Genomic DNA, 18,626 nt, shown 5'->3' with positions numbered 1-18,626 from the left:
TCTGCGAGCTGGAGTCGGCAATGCGTAAAGATAAGAAACAGGTGATTGGTGACGAGATCGGCGATGAGCAGATCAAGCTGTTCCTCGATTTTGAGCCGGTCGACGCCACTTCGCCGTCGCTGCACAAACTGATCAAGGCTTACCGTGGCCTGCGCATCGACGACTTCGAGCGCTTTCTGGGCTTCTTCGTCGAGGCCGGTTATGACGTTGATGGCAAAGACGAGCAGGGCAAGACCTTCGTTGACCTGATCGCGGATCAGCGCAATGCGCCGGACTACATCGAGCTGATCGAAAAGTCCCGCACCTGACCGTTGGCTCAACAGATTTTTGCCGGATAGGCTGGTATTGGTTCTGAGCCCTTCGCGAGCAAGCCCGCTCCCACGGTGGATCTCCTGTGTACACAAGATGTGTGGCAACAGAGATCAAAATGTGGGAGCGGGCTTGCTCGCGAAAGCGATGTAACTCACACCATGGATGTTGTGGCTGACTAAAAAAAACGCCCCGCACTCACTGAGTACGGGGCGTTTTTCATGCGGCGTGATCAAGCGAAGCTTGGGGTCTCACTGCTTTCTTCAACCAGTTCCAGCGCGATGTTGTTCTGCGTGTTGATCTTGCGATACAGCGCAGCATCGGTCTCCAGGACTTTCTCGCGGGCCGGGAAGATCTCGGCCAGTTTGGCAGCCCATTCACCCTTGGCCTTGGCCGGGAAGCATTTCTCGATCAGTTCCAGCATGATCGAAACCGTCACCGAAGCACCTGGCGAAGCGCCGAGCAGGGCGGCGAGGGAACCGTCCTTGGCCGACACCAGTTCGGTGCCGAATTGCAGGATGCCACCCTTTTTCGGATCTTTCTTGATGATCTGAACCCGTTGACCGGCCACTTCCAGACGCCAGTCTTCGGCTTTCGCCTGCGGGTAAAAGCGGCGCAGGGAATCCAGGCGCTGCTCCATCGATTGCATCACTTCGCTGACCAGGTACTTGGTCAGGTCCATGTTGTTTTTCGCCACGGCCAGCATCGGCCCGATGTTGCCGGCGCGCACCGACATCGGCAGGTCCATGAAGGAGCCGTGCTTGAGGAACTTGGTGGTGAAACCGGCGTATGGTCCGAACAGCAGGGATTTCTTGCCGTCGACCACGCGGGTGTCCAGGTGTGGCACCGACATCGGTGGCGAACCCACTGCGGCCTGGCTGTAAACCTTGGCCTGGTGCTGTTTGACCACTTCCGGGTTGTCGCAACGCAGCCACTGGCCGCTGATCGGGAAGCCGCCGAAGCCTTTGCTTTCTTCGATGCCCGAAGCCTGCAGCAACGGCAGCGCCGCACCGCCAGCGCCGAGGAAAACAAACTTGGCATCGACTTCACGGCTGCTGCCGCTGTTGACGTCCTTGATGCTGACGGTCCAGCCGGCGCCGTTACGCTTGAGGCCGGTCACGCGCTTGCAGTATTTGACCTGGGTGTCGGGAGCGCTGGTCAGGTGCTTGAGCAACTGATTGGTCAGGGCGCCGAAGTTGACGTCGGTGCCGTTCATCACGCGGGTGGCGGCCAGCACTTCATCCGGCGAGCGGCCCGGCATCATCAGCGGCATCCACTCGGCCATTTTGGCCTTGTCTTCGGTGTACTCCATATCGGAGAACGCGTGATGCTTGTGCAGCACGTCAAAGCGTTCCTTGAGGAAGGAAACGCCTTTGTCACCCTGTACGAAGCTCAGGTGCGGCACCGGGCTGATGAAGGATTTGCACGAGCCAAAGGTGCCTTTCTTCGTCAGGTATGACCAGAACTGCTTGGACACTTCGAACTGGGTGTTGATGTGCACGGCTTTCTTTATGTCGACGCTGCCGTCGGCCGCTTGCGGCGTGTAGTTCAGCTCGCACAGGCCGGCGTGGCCGGTACCGGCGTTGTTCCACGGGTTGGAACTCTCCGCCGCACCGGAATCCATCAACTCGACGACTTCCAGCTTGATCGCCGGGTCGAGCTCTTTGAGCAGTACTGCCAGGGTGGCACTCATGATGCCGGCCCCAACCAGAACTACATCGACTGCTTCGTTATGCGCCATTTAACGCGTCTCCAAAATCTGCAGCACCAAATTGTCGGCATGGCTGCCAGGGAGTGACGGGGCAGGTCAGTTGCGCCCCAGATACCCATGGCCAGGTTCGCCATGTCCGAATCTTCGCAATTTTTCGCAACTTCGACGGATGCGTGCGGCCTGGCTTCAAGAGCTCCATGAACTCATTTCAGCACGCGGCTGGCAATTCGACTTATGGTCGAGACATCCGTTTTTGTGCAACCAAATCCGTAGCGGACAGGCTTCAGGCTCCGATATTCGAGGTATACCCGGTCCCGTGTCGTTGGGCTGTTTCAGACGCTAATGGTGCATGTTCAGACGCAAAACTTTTCATTTGCTCGCCACACTCTTGTGAAGTTGTGAAAACCCGTTTTTTTCACGCTCTTTTGAAGACGTGAACCTCAAAAAAGGGCTGTCCAGGCCTGGCACCCTGCCCGCAAGGGCAAAACAACGCGGTGGCCGAGCGTCATGACAGCTCTGCAGATTCGCGAAAAGCGGGGGTTTTTGCCGGAAGAACAGGCAAGCGCGCCAACTTCACTCGATCTGTGTGGGCGGCTCTCTGTGGGCGATTTTGATGTCGATGCAAGCGCATTGACGCTGTTGCGGGGCCCGATCAGGAGACGTCCTTATAATCGGGGGGAGATTGTATCGAAGAAATGCGGGCAGTTGCTCGTGTTTAATGACTTTTATTAGGCATCCGGTCAGATGCTCAACATCGCCTGCACCCGTGCGCGGGGCTGCGACGCCATGACGCGGGCGCTGGCGGGCAATGGCTGATGCAACCAGTTGAGGCGGATTTCTTCGATTTCCACCCAGCCGTCGCCCATTGGCTGCAGGCTGCACTGCTTGAATGCCTGGCAGTGGCCGTTACGGTCGAGCAGGGCGAAGCTGCGGTGCAACGGACGCGGGGCGAACAACGAGATCAGATAACGCATGGTCGAGTACCTTGTTGGAGGGCTGCTTTGAAGGTTGTCAAAGGGCCGTGACGTCAAGGTGTATGGGCGGTGAATAATCTGTGACAGGAACCGCTTTCCCAAGGCTGTGTCAGACATTTGAGTATTCACTGTCGAGTGCTGGTGACCCACAGTGGCCCACCGCTATACTGCCGGCCTGTTTGTGCCTGATTCTGGAGAAAAGAGCATGTTGCAACGCCTGTTGTTCGGTTTGATCACTGTGACCAGTTTGACTCTGGTTGGCTGCGCCCACAGCCCGCAACAACTGAGCCCGGAACCGAAGCTGACCACGCAGCTGGCGCCGGTCGGTCATGGCCAGCAAGTGGTGGTGCGCGTGGTTGACGGTCGTCCGTCGCCAACCCTCGGCACCCGTGGCGGCCTGTACCCGGAAACCAGCGCCATCACCGTGCAGCGCGAGCAGATCCTGCCCAAGTTGCAGGCTCAGGCTGAAGCCGCCGTGCGTCTGCTCGGCTTCACCCCGACCAGCAACGCGATGAACGCGCCGCAGCTGACCGTGACCCTGACCGAGCTGAAGTACCAGTCGCCCAAAGAAGGCATGTACGTGACCGAAGCTACCATCGGCGCGACCTTCCGTTCCGACGTGCAGAGCGGCAACCGTCGTTACAGCGGCCGTTACGGTGCTTCGCTGGACCAGCGTTTCGGCATGGCGCCTAACCAGGAAACCAACACCAAGCTGGTCAGCGACGTGTTGAGCGACGCCTTGACCCGTCTGTTCAAGGACCCGACCGTGGGTCAGATCCTCGCCGAATAAGCTTTTCGGCAGCTGTAAAAAAGCCCGGTGCCAGCAATGGCCCCGGGCTTTTTTGCGGACACAGAGTTCGAATCTGCACAATTCCTCTGTGGGAGTGGGCTTGCTCGCGAAGGCGGTGGGCCAGTCGAAATCAGTGTTGAATAACACGACGCCTTCGCGAGCAAACCCGCTCCCACAAGGGGATTTGGGTTGTTCAGGCGGCTTGTGAATAGAAGTCGAGAACACTCACACCCGTCAGCAGATCAGCCTCCGGCAAATCCGCATGCTGATGCCCACCGAGGGCGCAATACACCAGCCAATGACGATCCTGAACATTGAAGGCGAGGCTGCCGACGAGGCTCTGTTGTTCGTCGGTCGGGGTGATGAGGTACAGGCGATCCTGGTTTTCTGCGTGAAGCATGTCGCGTTCCATGTGTGTTTCGAGGCGCGCATGGTGGCCGATCCAAATGACGAAGCAGTGACACAGGACAGCCATCGGTCGATTGTCAGGTTATTTGTCGCAAAGGCTAGGGTAGTGCAGGAGGGTTTCGGTAGAATCCGCGCCGCAGTCGTCGAACGGGCGTCTGCCACACCGATTCAGTTCCGAGGTCTGTGATGTCGCTGCACTTGATGACGCTGTTTACCGCCCATCCCGCCAAATTGATCAACCTGCTGGCGCTGGCACTGGCCTTCCCGGGCAGTTGGCTGCTGCACGCGACCCGCCGCCGGGAACAACGCGCCATGGCCAGCATCGCCGCTCAACGTCAGGCCCAACCGAACGCCGAGCCGATTCTGGATTGGGCGACGTTGCGCATGAACCGGTTCTTCTACCGTTTTGGTTTTGCCTGCCTCGGCCTGGCCCTGATCGTCTCCTGGATCAGCACGCGCTTCTGAAGCGAATGCAAAACCCTGTGGCGAGGGGATAAATCGCCTCGCCACAAAGGCTCCGCTATGCGTGCTTACAGCGGCAACCCAGCCTTGACCCGGTACTGATTGCGCACCGGCGTCGCATATTGCAGCACCAGATACGGACGGTGCTCTTCAGGGCAGGCGTCCAGTCGGCTCTGCCATTCTTCCTGTGCCTTGGCCAGTTCATCGGCCGGGAATACCTCGGCCGCTTTCGGCACGTTCAGTTGCGGATCGGCATCGGCCCACTGCGCGTACGCCAGGTAATGCACCGGGAACAGGCGGTAACCGCCGAGAATCTGCTTGTCCATCTCGACCGCCAATTGCTTGGTGTCTTCGAACAGCTCGCTGATCGGCGCGGCGAAGTTCACGTGCACCCGGCCCTTGTAGCCGGTGATGCCCTTGGCAATGCTCACGTCATCCTCGCCCGGCGCCTTGGCGTAGGTGCCGGTGGTGGCGCGGATGTACAGCTCGCGGGCCTTGGCCTGATCGCACGGGTCGTATTCGTAGCTGATCGACACCGGGGTCAGGTTCAGCGACTGGATGACTTCGCCGAACGGCTCGTCCTTGCGGCTCATGTGGAACATCTTGAGGATCGCCGACTCGGTACGGTCATCGCCGTCCTTGGCCCGGCCTTCGGCCTGAGCGATCCAGATCGAGGCGCAATCGTTGCGGATCGAGTGGTTGATGTACGCCGACAGCAGCTGGTACGCGGCCATTTTCTCGCGACGGCCGGTGATCGAACGATGCACGATGAAGCTCTTGTTCAGGCGCATCAGGTCGCTGACAAACGGCTTCTGCAGCAGGTTGTCGCCAATCGCGATGCGTGGCGTCGGCAGGCCGGCGTGGTACACGGCGTAGTTGACGAAGGCCGGGTCCATCACGATATCGCGGTGGTTGGCGATGAACAGATAAGCGCTGCCGGACTTGAATTGCTCGACCCCGGTGTAGGTCACGCCATCGGTGGCGCGCTCGATGGTGTGGTCGACGTAGGACTCGACCTTGTCCTGCAAAGTCGCCACCGAAGTCACGCCGGCGAACTCACGACGCAGCCGATGGGCTATAAGTGGTTTGAGCATCCAGCCGAAGGCACCGGCAAAACGCGGGAAGCGGAAGTGGGTGAGGATATCTAGAAACGCCTTGTCGCCGAGCAGTCTTGCCAGTACCACAGGTACTTCGCTGTCGTCGTAAGGTCGGATGGCATCGAATTCGCCCATCATGCTCTCTTGTTGGAAACGGCTAGGGTAAGTAAAGGTTTTGATCGAAAAGCCGCGGGGCACGGTCTGAAAAAGTAGCCAGACAAAAATAGCCCTGCAAATAGACCGGCGATTATACGCACAAGTCACTTGGGAGACCGCGATGCTGGAGAGCGCACTGTACGAATGTCCGTATTGTGGTGAGGAAGTCGAAACGACTGTCGATCTGTCCGGCGGCGATCAGACCTACATCGAGGACTGTCAGGTGTGTTGTCGACCGATCACGTTTGTGTTGCAGGTTCACGGCGAGGACTGGTTTCTGGAAGTCTTCAGCGAAAACGAGTGAGGGGCGCCCATGCAGCGAATCTACGAGCCGGAAAACCTGATGGAAGGCGAAATGCTCAAGGGCATGCTTGCCAGCGAAGGCATCGAGGCGCATCTGGTCGGCCGCGATCTGCTCGGTGGTACGGGCGAGTTGCCGATTTTCGGATTGCTGGGATTGTCTGTCGATAACGATCAGGCCGAGTACGCCCGCGAGCTGATCACCGCGTACAATGCTGCGCTGCCGCTGCCCGGCGATGAACCGGAGAGCTTCCCCGGCACGTTGGTCTGTTAGGCTGGCGTTCGTTTTACTTCTGAGTCGTGTTGCCCCATGTGTGGACGTTATGCCCTGTTTCGCTGGAACCGTGACTTCGCGGCCCTGCCTGGTTTTCCCGCCGATCAGCAGGCGCAGTGGAACATTTCCCCCAATGATTCGGTGTTGATGCTGCGTGCCGAGGTCGGCGGCCAGCGCACGCTGGCCCGCGCCCGTTGGGGCCTGACGCCGCCGTGGCTGACCGATCTGTCGAAAACCCCCGCACATGCCCGGGCCGAGACGGTGGCCGAACAACCGATGTTTCGCGAAGCGCTGCGCCTGCGTCGCTGCCTGCTGCCGGCCAATGGTTTCTACGAATGGCGCGGCACCGTGCGCAAGCGCCCGTACTGGTTGACGCCGGGGGAGGGCTCTTCGCTGTTTTTCGCGGCGATCTGGGAAGCGTATCCGGTGCAGGAGCAGGTGTGGCTGAGCGCGGCAGTGATCACTCAGCCGGCGGCCAGTCAGCGTCGACCGCTGATTCTCGATGAGGCGGGGCAAGCAGCCTGGCTCGATCCCGAGACGCCGCTGCATGTGTTGCAGGGCTTGCTGGCCAGTGAACCTGCCGCATTGCGCGAGCGGGTGTTGGCGAACCTGGTGAATGATCCGAAACTCAACGGGCCGGAGTGTCTGACCCCGGGTTGATGCATTGTCCGTGCGGGCCCCTTCGCGAGCAGGCTCGCTCCCACATTGGAATGCATTTCAACTGTGGGAGCGAGCCTGCTCGCGAAGGCGATTTCGGATCAGACCTTGAACTGGTTGATCAACCGCCGCTGCTGTTCCGCCAACTTGGTCAGATCGGCACTCGCCGAACTCGACTCATCCGCACCCCCCGCCACTTCATTCGCCACCTGGCCGATATTGATCACATTGCGGTTGATGTCATCCGCCACCGCGCTCTGCTCTTCTGCCGCGCTGGCGATCTGCGTGTTCATGTCGTTGATCACCGACACCGCCTGGGTAATCGTCTCCAGCGCTTGCGCGGCTTTCGCCGCGTGCTGCACGCTTTCGTCGGTGCGGCTCTGACTGTCTTCCATGACCCGCACCACGTCGCGGGTACCCTGTTGCAGTTGCTGGATCATGGTCTGGATTTCTTCGGTGGCCTTCTGCGTCTTCTGCGCCAGATTGCGCACCTCGTCCGCCACCACCGCAAAGCCGCGCCCCTGTTCGCCGGCACGCGCCGCTTCAATCGCTGCGTTCAGCGCCAACAGGTTGGTCTGTTCGGCGATCCCGCGAATGGCAGTGAGGATCGCGTTGATGTTCTCACTGTCCTTGGCCAGGGTCTGCACCACGTCCACGGCCTTGCCGATTTCCACCGCCAGCACGCCAATCGAATTCGAGGTGTCACGGACAATCTGCATGCCTTGTCCGGCCGCCTGATCAGCGTGGCTGGCGGCTTGCGCGGCCTGGGTGGCGTTGCGCGCGACGTCTTGCGCAGTCGCGGTCATTTCCTGCACGGCAGTGGCGACCTGATCGATCTCGGCCATTTGTTTCTGAATGCCGATGTTAGTGCGAATGGCGATGTCGGCGGTGTGTTCGGAGGAATCGCTGACGCTCTGCACCGACGTCACCACCTGCGTGATCATCGCCTGCAGCTTGGCGAGGAAGGTGTTGAAACCCTTGGCAATCGAACCCAGTTCGTCGCTGCGATCACTGCTCAAGCGACGGGTCAGATCGCCTTCACCCTTGGCAATGTCATCCAGCATGGCGACCATTTGCTTGAGCGGTCGGGCGATACCGTGGCCCACCAGCCAGATCACCAATAGGCCGACGCCTGCGATGATCAGACCGACCATGGCCATGCCGAACGTATCGGATTTGCGCTGGGCATCAAGGTCGGCCTGGAGTTTCTGCAGATCGGCCATCACTGCGTTCAGCGGCAATTGCAGCATCAAGGTCCAGCGGGCGTCGGTCTGGCCGATGCCGAACGGCAGGTACAACTCGATGCGGCCCTTGTCCTTGTTGACTGAGTAGGTGACTTCGCCGCGCTTGAGATTGGCCATGTTGGCGATCTGCTCGGCGTCGAGAATGTCGCTGACCTTCTCGCCGAATTTGCTCGGGTCCTTGGTGTAGGCGACGATCCGGCCGTTGCCGCCGATCAGGGCCATCTGCCCGGCGCCGCTGTACAGTTTCTGGTTGGCAGCGAGGAGCATTTCCTGGATGAAGTTCACCGACAGGTCGGCGCCGACAATGCCCTGGAACGCACCGTTGAGCATGATCGGTTCAATAAACGAGGCGAGCATGACGATCTTGTCGCCGACCTTATAGGGCGCCGGATCGATCACGCAGGCTTTCTTGCTCTCTTTCGAGCACAGGTAATACTCGCTGGCGCGCACGCCGGTGGAGAGGACTTTCTGGTCGTCGACGTCCACCAGTTTGTCCAGGCCGAGGGTGCCGTCGTCATTGCGGAACCACCATGGCAGGAAGCGCCCGTTCGCCGCATCGATGCCGACCACGCTGGTGCCGACGTAGGCCGCATCATTGTGGTCCAGTGCGTTCTTTTCCCAGCCGATGTAGGTGCCGAGAATCTTCGGGTTCTTCTCGACGTTCTCCTTGATCAGACTGATCAACTGCTCGCGGCTGACGGTCAGGCGCGGCTGACCATCGGCGCCCGGTGTGCCGAGCAGCGCGTTGACGCGCACCAGTCCGCCAGCAATCAGCAGCGGCGCCTCGAGTTCGCGCTGGATCTGGCTGACCTGGGTCTGGGCCAGCGAGGTCAGGCGTTGTTCGATGACTTGTTCGAATTGTGCCTGAGTGCGCTGTTGCACCATGTCTTGGGTGCGGGCGCCGGAAAACAGCGCGTACAGCACCAGCGCGGCAACCACGCTGAGGACGATGGCGCCGGCCAGGGCGGCGACGGAAAACTGGATCGACTTGAACTTCATGGGAGCTCCGCACGCGAGAGGACGTCTGCGCTGTTGTATCGGCAGCAGGCATTGCGCCATGAGTGCTGAGCGGAACTATGGATAGAGGATGTCGCAAATGGATCAGTGCGCGACGCAGTTGCAGAGGGCTCTGCGCGGCCCTGTGAATTTTTTCCTACAGGGGCAGCCGGCGACTTCTGAAAGTGCATGCAACACGTCTGTTGTATCTGGCGTCGATACAATTACCCGCCTAGGATACGCGGCATGTTTTCAGGGAGCTTTTGAATGAACAAGACATTGGTTGTAAGTGCACTGAGCGCAGCGCTGCTGCTGGCCGGTTGTCAGTCGGTCAACACCACCAGCGGCGGAGCCGTGGGCGTGGAGCGCAAGCAGTACATGTTCAGCATGCTGTCCTCGCAAGAGGTCGACCAGATGTATGCCCAGTCCTATCAGAAGACCGTTGGCGAGGCGTCGAGCAAAGGCGTGCTGGACAAAACCAGCCCCGAGGCCAAGCGGGTTCAGGCGATTGCCAACCGGCTGATTGCCCAGGCGCCGAACTTCCGCCCCGATGCCGCGCAATGGCAGTGGGAAGTCAACCTGATCAAGAGTGATGAACTCAACGCCAACTGCGGCCCTGGCGGCAAGATCATTTTCTACACCGGGCTGATCGATAGCCTGAAACTCACTGACGATGAAATCGCCGCGGTGATGGGCCATGAAATCGCCCACGCCCTGCGCGAGCACGGTCGTGAAGCGATGTCCAAGGCTTACGGGATCGAGATGGCCAAGCAGGGTGCGGGGGCGTTGTTCGGTCTGGGTCAGGACAGCCTGGCGCTGGCTGACACCGTTGCCAACTACGGCATGACCTTGCCCAACAGTCGCGCCAACGAAAACGAAGCCGACCTGATCGGCCTCGAGCTGGCAGCACGCGCCGGGTACAACCCGAATGCGGCGATCACCTTGTGGAACAAGATGAGCAAGGCCTCGGAAGGCGCACCGCCGGAATTCATGAGCACACACCCGGCCTCGTCCAGCCGGATCGCTTCGTTGCAGGCGGCGATTCCGAAGGTGATGCCGCTGTACGAAAAAGCTCCGAAATCCTGACGGTTTTGCAGCGAGGCTGATGGCCCCTTCGCGAGCAAGCCCGCTCCCACCTTTGGAATGCATTCCACTGTGGGAACGGGCTTGTCTCCGGGCGGCGTTCCGCCGAAGAGCGATAACGCGGTCTATCGACTGACGCCGTTAAACCCAGCCACTGCTCTGCATCGCCTTGTACACCGCAACGATCGCCAGAATGAAGAACGCCGAAGCCGCCAGGCGACGGATCAAGGTCAGCGGCAATTTGTCAGCGGCAAAATTACCCGCCAATACCACCGGCACGTTGGCAATCAACATGCCCGCCGTCGTACCGATAATCACCAGCCACAGCTCCGGATATTGCGCCGCCAGCATCACCGTGGCGATCTGCGTCTTGTCACCGATTTCGGCCAGGAAGAACGCGATCAGCGTGGTCAGGAAGGGGCCGAACTTGCGCGCGGTGCTGGCTTCATCGTCGTCCATCTTGTCCGGGACCAAAGTCCACAGGGCAGTGGCGGTGAAGCTTGCAGCGAGAATCCAGTGCAGCACCGCGTCTGAGAAGAAACTGCCGAACCAGGCGCCTACCGCACCGGCTGCCGCGTGGTTGGCCAGGGTCGCGGCGACGATACCGGCAATGATCGGCCAGGGTTTGCGAAAGCGAGCGGCGAGAATCAGCGCGAGCAGTTGCGTCTTGTCGCCGATTTCGGCCAAGGCAACGATTGCGGTGGGAACGAGTAACGAGTCCAGCATCAGGATTTTCCTAAGGGGCGGGTCGACACGGCTATGACACGTACAGCCTTCCCGCCCCGGGTAAGGTGTGCGTGTCATAGGTCTTGTCAAACCCTGCGATCCGTCTGGTGCGGACGCTTGGGTCGCATACGCCATGATCTGAGGATCAAGTATGTTGACGTATGCCGGACGAGCTTGGCGCTCGTGGGAGACTACTCCCCTAGGACGGAGCGGATTCTGCCTAGGCAGAATCCATTCGGCAAGTGCTAATTTTCAGCCACGCTTGGCGCGGTAGATGCGGAAACCATTGCCCTCGGCCTTGATCGCGCACACGCCCAGATGCTCTTCGATCAGTGGCTGATATTTCAGGAAGCTGTTCGCGACCAGCCGCAGTTCGCCGCCGTTTTTCAGATGTTTAGCTGCTTTTCGCAGCAAGTTCTCGGTGGCGAAATAATCGGTGTGCACCCCGACGTGGAACGGCGGATTGCTCAGAATCGCGTTCAAACCCATCGGCGCGGCATCGATGCCGTCACCGGTCAGCACCTCGGCTTCCAGACCGTTGGCGGCCAAGGTGAGGCGGCTGCTGGCGGCAGCGAAGGCATCGACGTCGAGCAAGGTCACCTGATTGTGCGGGTAGCGACGCTTGACCGCCGCGCCCAGCACACCGGCACCGCAGCCGAAATCGAGCAAGTGTCCGCTCGGCAGTTTGTCCAGATGCTCCAGCAGCAGGGCGCTGCCGCGATCCAGTCGACCATGGCTGAACACGCCCGGCAGGCTGATGACTTTCAACGGGCCTTCGGCCAAGGGCAGCTCATAAGTCTGCGCCAGGCTTTCCAGCGATTTGGCTTCAGGCGCATTGGCCACGGTGACTTGCCATAGTTGGCAGTGACGGGCGCTGTCGAGTTTGCGTGGCTTGCCGAACGGGTTGAGCTGTTTCGATGCGCCTTCGATACCGCTGCGCTTTTCCCCCACCAGAAACACCTCGCGCCCGGCCAGACGCGCGGCCACGGCGTTGAGAATGTAATCGGTCAAATCCTTGGACTTGGGCAAAAACACCACCGCGTTGTCGAACTCGCGCTCCGGCACGCTCACGCCGAAATGGCTGCGGCCTTCGAAGCGCGCATCGAGTGCGGCCTGATCGCCGGCATGCCAGCACCAGCCGAACGCATTGGGCAGACGCCCGAGCAAATCGTCGGCGGGCAGACCGGCCAACAACAGCGAACCCTGGAATAACTCGGCCTGACGAAGCAGTACTTCACTGCGCGGATCCATAACTGCTCCTTGGAAAAAAAGTGCCGCAGTTTATCAACTGACGACCCGCAGCGCTTTACCGCTGAAGAACGCCTGCGCGTTTTCGGTCAATTGGCCGACGATGCGCTGCCGCGCCTCGCGACTGCCCCAGGCGTTGTGCGGGGTGACGATCAGCCGCGGGATATCGGCGGCCAGCAATGGATTGCCATTGACCGGTGGTTCGACGCTCAACACATCGGTGGCCGCACCGCCGAGGTGACCGTTGCGCAAGGCGTCCGCCAGGGCTTGCTCGTCGATCAAACCGCCACGGGCGGTGTTGACCACAAATGCGCCGGGCTTCATCGCCGCCAGTTCGCGGGCGCCGATGAAGTGGCGGGTGTGTTCGTTGAGCGGGCAATGCAGGGTCAGGGCGTCGATCTGCGGCAGCAATTCGTTCAGCGGCAGGCGATCCGGTCGGGCAGGTCGGCCCGGAATCTGCCCGAGCAGGACCCGCATGCCAAACGCTTCGGCCAGTCGTGCGACGGCGCCGCCGAGTTCGCCATGACCGAGCAGGCCGAGGGTTTTGCCTTCCAGTTCGACGATCGGGTAGTCGAGCAGGCAGAACTGTTTCGCCTGCTGCCAGCGACCTTCGCCCACCGCGTTCTGGTAATCAGCCAGGCGCGTGGCGAGGTTGAGCAGCAACATGATCGTGTGCTGCGCCACCGATGGCGTGCCGTAACCCTGACAGTTGCACACGCTGATGCCGTGGGTGCGGGCCGCGTCCAGATCGACGTTGTTGGTGCCGGTCGCGGTGATCAGGATCAGCTTCAGCTCGGGGTTGGCGACCATCGCGGCGGCGTCAATGCGGATCTTGTTGGTGATCGCCACAGTGGCACCCTGCAGGCGCTCACTGACCTGTTCGGGCAAGGTCTGGGCGAACAGTTGCAGGTCGCTGAAGCAGGCGCGCAACGGGCTGAGGTCGAGATCGCCGAGATCCAGAGACGGGTGATCAAGGAATACGGCGCGGCGCGGGTTCGTCATCAACTGTACCTTTTGTGCGGTGAACGGAAGGCGTAATCTGCCGAGCCTACCAGATGAAACAATTGGTTACTCAGTGCCCGAGGCGCTCACAAGTCCTGTGGGGGCGGGCTTGCTCGCGAAGAGGGCGTGTCAGGTCAATAAAGGTTGTCTGACACAGCGCCGTTCGCGAGCAAGCCCGCTCCCACAGGGAAACGCAGTCGGGTGATGTGTCCAAACTGATGATCGACCCCAGAGGAGCCCCCATGTACTGGACCGAATTCTTGACCGTTGCACTGATCCATCTGCTGGCCGTGGCCAGTCCCGGCCCGGACTTCGCCGTGGTGGTGCGTGAGAGCGTGACCCATGGCCGACGTGCCGGTACCTGGACGGCACTGGGTGTCGGCACGGCGATTTTCCTGCATGTCGGTTATTCGCTGCTGGGCATCGGCCTGATCGTGTCGCAATCGATTGTGCTGTTCAACGCCTTGAAATGGGCCGCCGCCGCTTACCTGCTGTACATCGGCTTCAAGGCCTTGCGTGCGCAACCGGCGAAAACCGTTACCGACGATCTGCACAAGGAAGCCGGTGTGCGTACCGCGCGCGGCGCTTTCACGTCGGGCTTCGTCACCAACGGCCTGAACCCGAAAGCCACGCTGTTCTTCCTCTCGCTGTTCACCGTGGTGATCAACCCGCACACCCCACTGGCGGTGCAGGCCGGTTACGGGGTTTACCTCGCGGTCGCGACGGCTGTCTGGTTCTGCCTGGTGGCCATGCTGTTCAGCCAGCAACGTGTACGCGCCGGTTTCGCCCGCATGGGTCACTGGTTCGACCGCACCATGGGCGCGGTGCTGATCGCCATCGGCGTGAAACTCGCGTTCACCGAGATGCATTAAGGACTGGCTGCGATCAAAATGTGGGAGCGGGCTTGCTCGCGAATGCGTCGGATCAGTCGACTTCATAGGTGACTGGAAGACCACTTTCGCGAGCCCGCTCCCAGAGGGGAGCGAGGCGATTCCTACACAAGTTTGCTGAGTTTGCTCAGGGTGTTGAGGTATTCGCGCGGATTCTCCCCGAGCAAACGGCGAAACATCGCGCTGAACGCCCGCGCGCTGCCGTAACCCAGGTCTCGCGCCACGCTTTGCACGCTGTCCCCGGCGAGCAGGCGCGGCAGGGCTTCCATCAGGCGCAGTTGCTGGCGCCAGGCGTTGAAACTCATCTTCAGTTGTCGCTGGAACAGCCGCGCCAGGGTGCGTGAGCTGGCGCCGACCTGCTGCGCCCAGTCTTCCAGGGTGTTGGGGTGATCCGGTGTGTGCAGCAACGCCATGCAGATGTTTTGCAGGCGCCGGTCAGTGGGCATCGGAATGTGCAGCGGCAGGTATTCCAGGCTGGCGAGTTCTTCCAGCATCAATTGCTGGATCAGCGGATTGTCCGCATGCGGCGGGCCCTGCACGGCGCGCAGGATCAGCTCGCGCAGCAGCGGCGTCACCGCCAGCACGCAGCACTGTTGCAGGCTGGGTGGTGACAATTCGGGGGAGATGAACAGCGAGCGCATCTGCACATCGCCGGACATGAATATCTCGTGCGCGACATGCGGTGCAATCCACACCGCGCGGCTCGGCGGAATCACCCAGGCACCGAGGTCGGTGACCACCCGCATGATCCCTCGCACGGCATACAACAACTGCGCCTCGCGGTGCAGGTGCAGCGGCTGGTGTGCGCCGTCCAGATAATCCCGGGGATAGGCGCTCACCGGGCCGTGTTCGAAATGGGTGATTAACATGTCTGATTCAATGATCTGGTTGGCAGGTATGCGCTTTTTCGCCAACTTAGCATAGGGCCGCTGACAACAATCCGCCCATTACAAACACAAGCGTGCCGCCATGAATCAATCTCGAAACGTCATACGCTACGTCAACGCCGCCCATGTGATCGACCACATGTTCATGCTGATTTTTCCCGCTGCCGTGCTCGGCATGACCCAGGCCTTCGGCCTCGACTACGCCGCGCTGATCGGGCTGTCGCTGGGCGGCTTCATCGCCTTTGGGGCGTGTTCGCTTCCGGCCGGCTGGCTGGGGGATCGCTGGAGCCGACGGCAGATGATGCTGGTATTTTTCTTCGGCATCGGCGCCTCGGCGATCTTCACCGGGCTGAGCAACGGCTCGACGATGCTGGTGGCGGGGCTGACCCTGATTGGCATTTTTGCCGCGATCTACCACCCGGTGGGCACCGCGATGCTGGTGGCCTACGCGCAGAACCGCGGGCGGGAAATTGGCATCAACGGCATGTGGGGCAACCTCGGCGTGGCGTTTTCGGCGCTGATCACCGGGTTGCTGGTGGCGCAGTTCGGCTGGCGTTCGGCCTTCGTGTTGCCGGGTGTGGTGGCGATTGCGCTGGGAGTCGGCTTTGCCTGGCAGGTGCGTGAGGAGCTGATCCCGCACCGTGCGCACACCGCCCTGAAAGGCGCTGCGGGGCAACGGATTTCGATGGTCACGGTGTTCACCGTGTTGGCGCTGGCCACTGCCACCGGTGGCGTGGTGTTCAATGCCACGACCATGACTTACCCGAAGCTGTTTCAGGAGCGTCTGCATGATCTGTTCGCCTCGCCGCAAACCCTTGGCGTGGTGGTCAGCCTGGCGTATGCCTTCGGGGCAGTGGCGCAATTGAGCATCGGCCAGGTGCTGCACCGGGTCAGTTTGAAATGGCCGTTTCTTGTCTTGACGCTGTGTCAGGCGCCGCTGTTGTACGCCATGGCGTATGTCGATGGCTGGGCGGTGATCGTGCTCGGTGCGGCGTTCATGTTCGTGGTGTTCGGCCAGGTGACGGTGAACGACTCGATGGTCGCCAATTTCGTTGCGCCGCAGTGGCAGTCACGGGTATTCGCCCTGCGTTACTGCCTGTCGTTCGGTGCCAGTGCGACGGCGATTCCGCTGATTGCCTATGTCGAACCGCGCCATGGTTTTGTCGGGCTTTACTTGATTCTGGCGGGCTTTGGCGTATTGACCTTCCTCGCGGCCGTGGTTTTCCCACGCACACCCTCCGAAGCGGCTGTAGGGCAAACGGCCTGATCGACGCTGAATACCGGCAAATGCTGGCGCAAAGCTAGCATTTGTACGGCTCTGCAAATCATTCCTTTGGCTGATTTGGCTGGGGTATAACGGCTCTAGAGTAATGCTCTCTACGCCAACACCGTGCAGCCAGAAAAGGGATTCATATGTTGCAGACTCGCGTCATTCCCCCGGCCGATGGGGCCTACCAGTATCCATTGCTGATCAAACGGCTGCTGATGTCCGGCGCCCGTTACGAGAAAACCCGCGAGATCATCTACCGAGACCAGTTGCGTTACAGCTATCCGACCCTGATCGAACGTGTGGCGCGACTGGCCAACGTGTTGACGGCGGCCGGTGTGAAGGCGGGTGACACCGTGGCGGTGATGGACTGGGACAGCCATCGCTACCTGGAATGCATGTTCGCCATTCCAATGATCGGCGCCGTGATTCATACCATCAACGTGCGCCTGTCGCCGGAGCAGATCCTCTACACCATGAACCACGCCGAGGACCGCTTTGTGCTGGTCAACAGCGAGTTCGTCGGGCTGTACCAGGCCATCGCACCGCACCTGACCACGGTGGAGAACACCCTGCTGCTGACCGATCTGCCGGAAAAGACTGCCGAGCTGCCGAACCTGGTCGGCGAGTACGAGCAACTGCTGGCCGCCGCGAGTCCGCAGTACGACTTCCAGGACTTCGACGAGAACTCGGTCGCCACCACGTTTTACACCACGGGCACCACCGGCAACCCGAAGGGCGTGTATTTCACCCATCGGCAACTGGTACTGCACACCATGGGCGTGTCGACCATCATGGGGGCGATCGACAGCGTACGCTTGCTCGGCACCAACGACGTGTACATGCCGATCACCCCGATGTTCCACGTGCATGCCTGGGGCCTGCCCTACGTGGCGACCATGCTCGGGCTCAAGCAGGTTTATCCGGGGCGTTACGACCCCGAATTCCTAGTCGAACTGTGGCGCAAGGAGAAGGTCACGTTCTCCCACTGCGTGCCGACCATCCTGCAGATGCTGCTCAATGCCAAAGGCGCGCAAGGCACCGATTTCGCTGGCTGGAAAATCGTCATCGGCGGCAGTGCGCTCAACCGTACGCTGTATGAAACCGCCAAGTCCCGGGGCATTCAGCTGACGGCGGCGTACGGCATGTCGGAGACCGGGCCGCTGGTGTCGTGTGCGCACCTGAACGACGAACTGATGGCCGGCACCGAAGACGAGCGCACCACTTACCGGATCAAGGCCGGTGTGCCGGGGCCGCTGGTGGAAGCGGCGATCGTCGACAGCGAAGGCAACTTCCTGCCCGCCGATGGCGAAACCCAGGGCGAACTGGTGCTGCGTGCGCCGTGGCTCACCGAAGGCTATTTCAACGAGCCGCAGAAGGGCGCCGAGCTGTGGGCCGGCGGCTGGTTGCACACCGGTGATGTGGCGACGCTCGACAGCATGGGCGTGATCGACATTCGCGACCGGATCAAGGACGTGATCAAGACCGGCGGCGAATGGATCTCCTCGCTGGACCTCGAAGACCTGATCAGCCGTCACGCGGCGGTACGTGAAGTAGCAGTGGTGGGGATTGCCGATCCGCAGTGGGGCGAGCGCCCGTTTGCGCTGCTGGTGATCCGTGAAGGGCACGAGATCGGCGCACGCGAGCTCAAGGAACACCTCAAGCCGTTCGTGGAATTGGGGCACCTGAGCAAGTGGGCGATTCCGAGCCAGATCGCCCTTGTTACTGAAATTCCCAAGACCAGTGTCGGCAAACTCGACAAGAAGCGCATCCGCCTCGACATCACCGAATGGCAGGCCAACAACAGCACCTTCCTCTCGACGCTCTGAGCGTCTGCTGGCGCGCCGAAAACGGCGCGCCAGCCCCACCAAGCAAGCGCTTGGCTTGTTAAATCCGAATTTTCAGCCATCCTTGCGGGGCCGACATGTGTCGGACTGGCGAAAGGACTGTTCCAGAGTGGCCGGCAGCTGCAAATCACACTTTAGAGGGATCAAGCAGTACCACCTGCTGGCTATAGTCCGCTCAAGGATTTTTAAGAACGGGGCACACGCACAACACGGGGCGATGCAACTTTGGAGTGACGTCGGGCGGCTACTGGCTCCCGGTCTTCCAGGCGTTTTTAAAAGTACTCACTGCCATAACAAT

At 60.7% G+C, this 18,626-nt stretch carries 19 protein-coding genes, 1 pseudogene and 1 riboswitch; of the genes and pseudogenes, 10 read left to right on the top strand and 10 right to left on the bottom strand.

All coding sequences use genetic code 11. The annotated features are described in order from the left end of the window. Nucleotides 1–20: 20 nt before the first annotated feature. Nucleotides 21–308 (top strand): PA4642 family protein, encoded by a 288-nt coding sequence (locus tag U862_RS0104710; RefSeq protein WP_025109327.1) that lies wholly within the window; start codon nt 21–23, stop codon nt 306–308. A 233-nt stretch (nt 309–541) separates the two neighbouring features. On the opposite strand, the gene mqo is transcribed toward U862_RS0104710, so the two are convergent. Further along, entirely contained in the window at nt 542–2,050 is a 1,509-nt protein-coding gene (mqo, locus tag U862_RS0104705) for a malate dehydrogenase (quinone) (protein WP_025109326.1), read from the bottom strand. Nucleotides 2,051–2,760: 710 nt separating this feature from the next. Next, a complete protein-coding gene (locus U862_RS0104700) occupies nt 2,761–2,994 on the bottom strand; it encodes a hypothetical protein (protein ID WP_025109325.1) in 234 nt (77 codons plus the stop codon). Between the two features lie 205 nt (nt 2,995–3,199). On the opposite strand from U862_RS0104700, the gene U862_RS0104695 reads away from it, so the two are divergent. Beyond that, the gene (locus tag U862_RS0104695) at nt 3,200–3,784 is read left to right on the top strand and encodes a YajG family lipoprotein (protein ID WP_025109324.1); all 585 of its coding nucleotides are present in this window, start codon (nt 3,200–3,202) and stop codon (nt 3,782–3,784) included. A gap of 193 nt (nt 3,785–3,977) precedes the next feature. Here the strand turns inward: U862_RS0104695 and U862_RS0104690 are convergent, their stop codons facing one another. Then, nucleotides 3,978–4,184: a hypothetical protein gene (locus tag U862_RS0104690; protein WP_025109323.1), complete on the bottom strand. Its 207-nt coding sequence runs from the start codon at nt 4,182–4,184 to the stop codon at nt 3,978–3,980. Nucleotides 4,185–4,378: 194 nt separating this feature from the next. Here U862_RS0104690 and U862_RS0104685 point away from each other — a divergent pair, with 194 nt between their 5' ends. Next, nucleotides 4,379–4,657 (top strand): hypothetical protein, encoded by a 279-nt coding sequence (locus U862_RS0104685; protein WP_007967709.1) that lies wholly within the window; start codon nt 4,379–4,381, stop codon nt 4,655–4,657. 65 nt (nt 4,658–4,722) lie between these two features. Here U862_RS0104685 and U862_RS0104680 read toward each other — a convergent pair whose 3' ends face one another. Then, on the bottom strand, nt 4,723–5,886 hold the full coding sequence (locus tag U862_RS0104680; RefSeq protein ID WP_025109322.1) for a 1-acyl-sn-glycerol-3-phosphate acyltransferase: 1,164 nt from the start codon (nt 5,884–5,886) through the stop codon (nt 4,723–4,725). A gap of 142 nt (nt 5,887–6,028) precedes the next feature. Here U862_RS0104680 and U862_RS0104675 point away from each other — a divergent pair, with 142 nt between their 5' ends. Genes U862_RS0104675 through U862_RS0104665 form a run of 3 tightly spaced genes read left to right on the top strand, consistent with a single transcriptional unit; the run spans nt 6,029 to nt 7,141 of the window. Next, on the top strand, nt 6,029–6,211 hold the full coding sequence (locus U862_RS0104675; RefSeq protein WP_020799766.1) for a CPXCG motif-containing cysteine-rich protein: 183 nt from the start codon (nt 6,029–6,031) through the stop codon (nt 6,209–6,211). A 9-nt stretch (nt 6,212–6,220) separates the two neighbouring features. Next, nucleotides 6,221–6,481 carry a putative signal transducing protein gene (locus U862_RS0104670; protein ID WP_025109321.1) on the top strand — a complete coding sequence of 87 codons (261 nt, stop codon included), beginning with the start codon at nt 6,221–6,223 and terminating at the stop codon, nt 6,479–6,481. Nucleotides 6,482–6,517: 36 nt separating this feature from the next. Further along, nucleotides 6,518–7,141: an SOS response-associated peptidase gene (locus U862_RS0104665; RefSeq protein ID WP_025109320.1), complete on the top strand. Its 624-nt coding sequence runs from the start codon at nt 6,518–6,520 to the stop codon at nt 7,139–7,141. 98 nt (nt 7,142–7,239) lie between these two features. Here the strand turns inward: U862_RS0104665 and U862_RS31380 are convergent, their stop codons facing one another. Both U862_RS31380 and U862_RS31375 read right to left on the bottom strand, forming a co-directional pair. Further along, nucleotides 7,240–7,983 carry a methyl-accepting chemotaxis protein gene (locus U862_RS31380; RefSeq protein WP_371262557.1) on the bottom strand — a complete coding sequence of 248 codons (744 nt, stop codon included), beginning with the start codon at nt 7,981–7,983 and terminating at the stop codon, nt 7,240–7,242. Between the two features lie 111 nt (nt 7,984–8,094). After that, nucleotides 8,095–8,292, bottom strand: a pseudogene (locus U862_RS31375) (HAMP domain-containing protein); the annotation flags it as partial. A gap of 1,353 nt (nt 8,293–9,645) precedes the next feature. On the opposite strand from U862_RS31375, the gene U862_RS0104655 reads away from it, so the two are divergent. After that, entirely contained in the window at nt 9,646–10,464 is an 819-nt protein-coding gene (locus tag U862_RS0104655; RefSeq protein ID WP_025109318.1) for a M48 family metallopeptidase, read from the top strand. A gap of 138 nt (nt 10,465–10,602) precedes the next feature. On the opposite strand, the gene U862_RS0104650 is transcribed toward U862_RS0104655, so the two are convergent. The 3 genes from U862_RS0104650 to U862_RS0104640 form a co-directional block, all read right to left on the bottom strand. Further along, nucleotides 10,603–11,187, bottom strand: coding sequence for a TMEM165/GDT1 family protein (locus U862_RS0104650; RefSeq protein ID WP_025109317.1), 585 nt, complete (start codon nt 11,185–11,187; stop codon nt 10,603–10,605). An 89-nt stretch (nt 11,188–11,276) separates the two neighbouring features. Continuing rightward, a riboswitch (yybP-ykoY riboswitch) is annotated at nt 11,277–11,399 on the bottom strand. A 40-nt stretch (nt 11,400–11,439) separates the two neighbouring features. Next, on the bottom strand, nt 11,440–12,438 hold the full coding sequence (locus U862_RS0104645; RefSeq protein WP_025109316.1) for a class I SAM-dependent methyltransferase: 999 nt from the start codon (nt 12,436–12,438) through the stop codon (nt 11,440–11,442). A gap of 33 nt (nt 12,439–12,471) precedes the next feature. Further along, on the bottom strand, nt 12,472–13,437 hold the full coding sequence (locus U862_RS0104640; protein WP_025109315.1) for a 2-hydroxyacid dehydrogenase: 966 nt from the start codon (nt 13,435–13,437) through the stop codon (nt 12,472–12,474). Nucleotides 13,438–13,679: 242 nt separating this feature from the next. On the opposite strand from U862_RS0104640, the gene U862_RS0104635 reads away from it, so the two are divergent. Further along, nucleotides 13,680–14,309, top strand: a complete 630-nt coding sequence (locus tag U862_RS0104635; RefSeq protein WP_003228086.1) for a LysE family translocator — start codon at nt 13,680–13,682, stop codon at nt 14,307–14,309. Nucleotides 14,310–14,431: 122 nt separating this feature from the next. Here the strand turns inward: U862_RS0104635 and U862_RS0104630 are convergent, their stop codons facing one another. Then, nucleotides 14,432–15,196, bottom strand: a complete 765-nt coding sequence (locus U862_RS0104630) for a helix-turn-helix domain-containing protein (protein ID WP_025109314.1) — start codon at nt 15,194–15,196, stop codon at nt 14,432–14,434. A gap of 100 nt (nt 15,197–15,296) precedes the next feature. Between U862_RS0104630 and U862_RS0104625 the strand changes: the two genes are divergently transcribed. After that, a complete protein-coding gene (locus U862_RS0104625) occupies nt 15,297–16,481 on the top strand; it encodes an MFS transporter (RefSeq protein WP_025109313.1) in 1,185 nt (394 codons plus the stop codon). 146 nt (nt 16,482–16,627) lie between these two features. Next, entirely contained in the window at nt 16,628–18,310 is a 1,683-nt protein-coding gene (locus tag U862_RS0104620) for a fatty acid--CoA ligase (RefSeq protein ID WP_025109312.1), read from the top strand. Nucleotides 18,311–18,626 lie beyond the last annotated feature (316 nt).

The organism is Pseudomonas sp. H1h (assembly GCF_000633255.1).
Classification (GTDB): Bacteria; Pseudomonadota; Gammaproteobacteria; order Pseudomonadales; family Pseudomonadaceae; genus Aquipseudomonas.
Note: the sequence above shows the minus strand (reverse complement) of the source record. Positions and strands in the feature narration are given on the sequence as shown.

Bases quoted from the DNA above. Each gene is read 5' to 3' on its own strand.
- U862_RS0104625 (WP_025109313.1), top strand. From the start codon at position 15,297: ATGAATCAATCTCGAAACGTCATACGCTACGTCAACGCCGCCCATGTG.
- U862_RS31380 (WP_371262557.1), bottom strand. From the start codon at position 7,983: ATGGCCGAGATCGATCAGGTCGCCACTGCCGTGCAGGAAATGACCGCG.
- U862_RS0104685 (WP_007967709.1), top strand. From the start codon at position 4,379: ATGTCGCTGCACTTGATGACGCTGTTTACCGCCCATCCCGCCAAATTG.
- U862_RS0104650 (WP_025109317.1), bottom strand. From the start codon at position 11,187: ATGCTGGACTCGTTACTCGTTCCCACCGCAATCGTTGCCTTGGCCGAA.
- U862_RS0104670 (WP_025109321.1), top strand. From the start codon at position 6,221: ATGCAGCGAATCTACGAGCCGGAAAACCTGATGGAAGGCGAAATGCTC.
- U862_RS0104645 (WP_025109316.1), bottom strand. From the start codon at position 12,438: ATGGATCCGCGCAGTGAAGTACTGCTTCGTCAGGCCGAGTTATTCCAG.
- U862_RS0104700 (WP_025109325.1), bottom strand. From the start codon at position 2,994: ATGCGTTATCTGATCTCGTTGTTCGCCCCGCGTCCGTTGCACCGCAGC.
- U862_RS0104655 (WP_025109318.1), top strand. From the start codon at position 9,646: ATGAACAAGACATTGGTTGTAAGTGCACTGAGCGCAGCGCTGCTGCTG.
- mqo (WP_025109326.1), bottom strand. From the start codon at position 2,050: ATGGCGCATAACGAAGCAGTCGATGTAGTTCTGGTTGGGGCCGGCATC.
- U862_RS0104630 (WP_025109314.1), bottom strand. From the start codon at position 15,196: ATGTTAATCACCCATTTCGAACACGGCCCGGTGAGCGCCTATCCCCGG.
- U862_RS0104640 (WP_025109315.1), bottom strand. From the start codon at position 13,437: ATGACGAACCCGCGCCGCGCCGTATTCCTTGATCACCCGTCTCTGGAT.
- U862_RS0104635 (WP_003228086.1), top strand. From the start codon at position 13,680: ATGTACTGGACCGAATTCTTGACCGTTGCACTGATCCATCTGCTGGCC.
- U862_RS0104710 (WP_025109327.1), top strand. From the start codon at position 21: ATGCGTAAAGATAAGAAACAGGTGATTGGTGACGAGATCGGCGATGAG.
- U862_RS0104620 (WP_025109312.1), top strand. From the start codon at position 16,628: ATGTTGCAGACTCGCGTCATTCCCCCGGCCGATGGGGCCTACCAGTAT.
- U862_RS0104665 (WP_025109320.1), top strand. From the start codon at position 6,518: ATGTGTGGACGTTATGCCCTGTTTCGCTGGAACCGTGACTTCGCGGCC.
- U862_RS0104690 (WP_025109323.1), bottom strand. From the start codon at position 4,184: ATGCTTCACGCAGAAAACCAGGATCGCCTGTACCTCATCACCCCGACC.
- U862_RS0104675 (WP_020799766.1), top strand. From the start codon at position 6,029: ATGCTGGAGAGCGCACTGTACGAATGTCCGTATTGTGGTGAGGAAGTC.
- U862_RS0104695 (WP_025109324.1), top strand. From the start codon at position 3,200: ATGTTGCAACGCCTGTTGTTCGGTTTGATCACTGTGACCAGTTTGACT.
- U862_RS0104680 (WP_025109322.1), bottom strand. From the start codon at position 5,886: ATGGGCGAATTCGATGCCATCCGACCTTACGACGACAGCGAAGTACCT.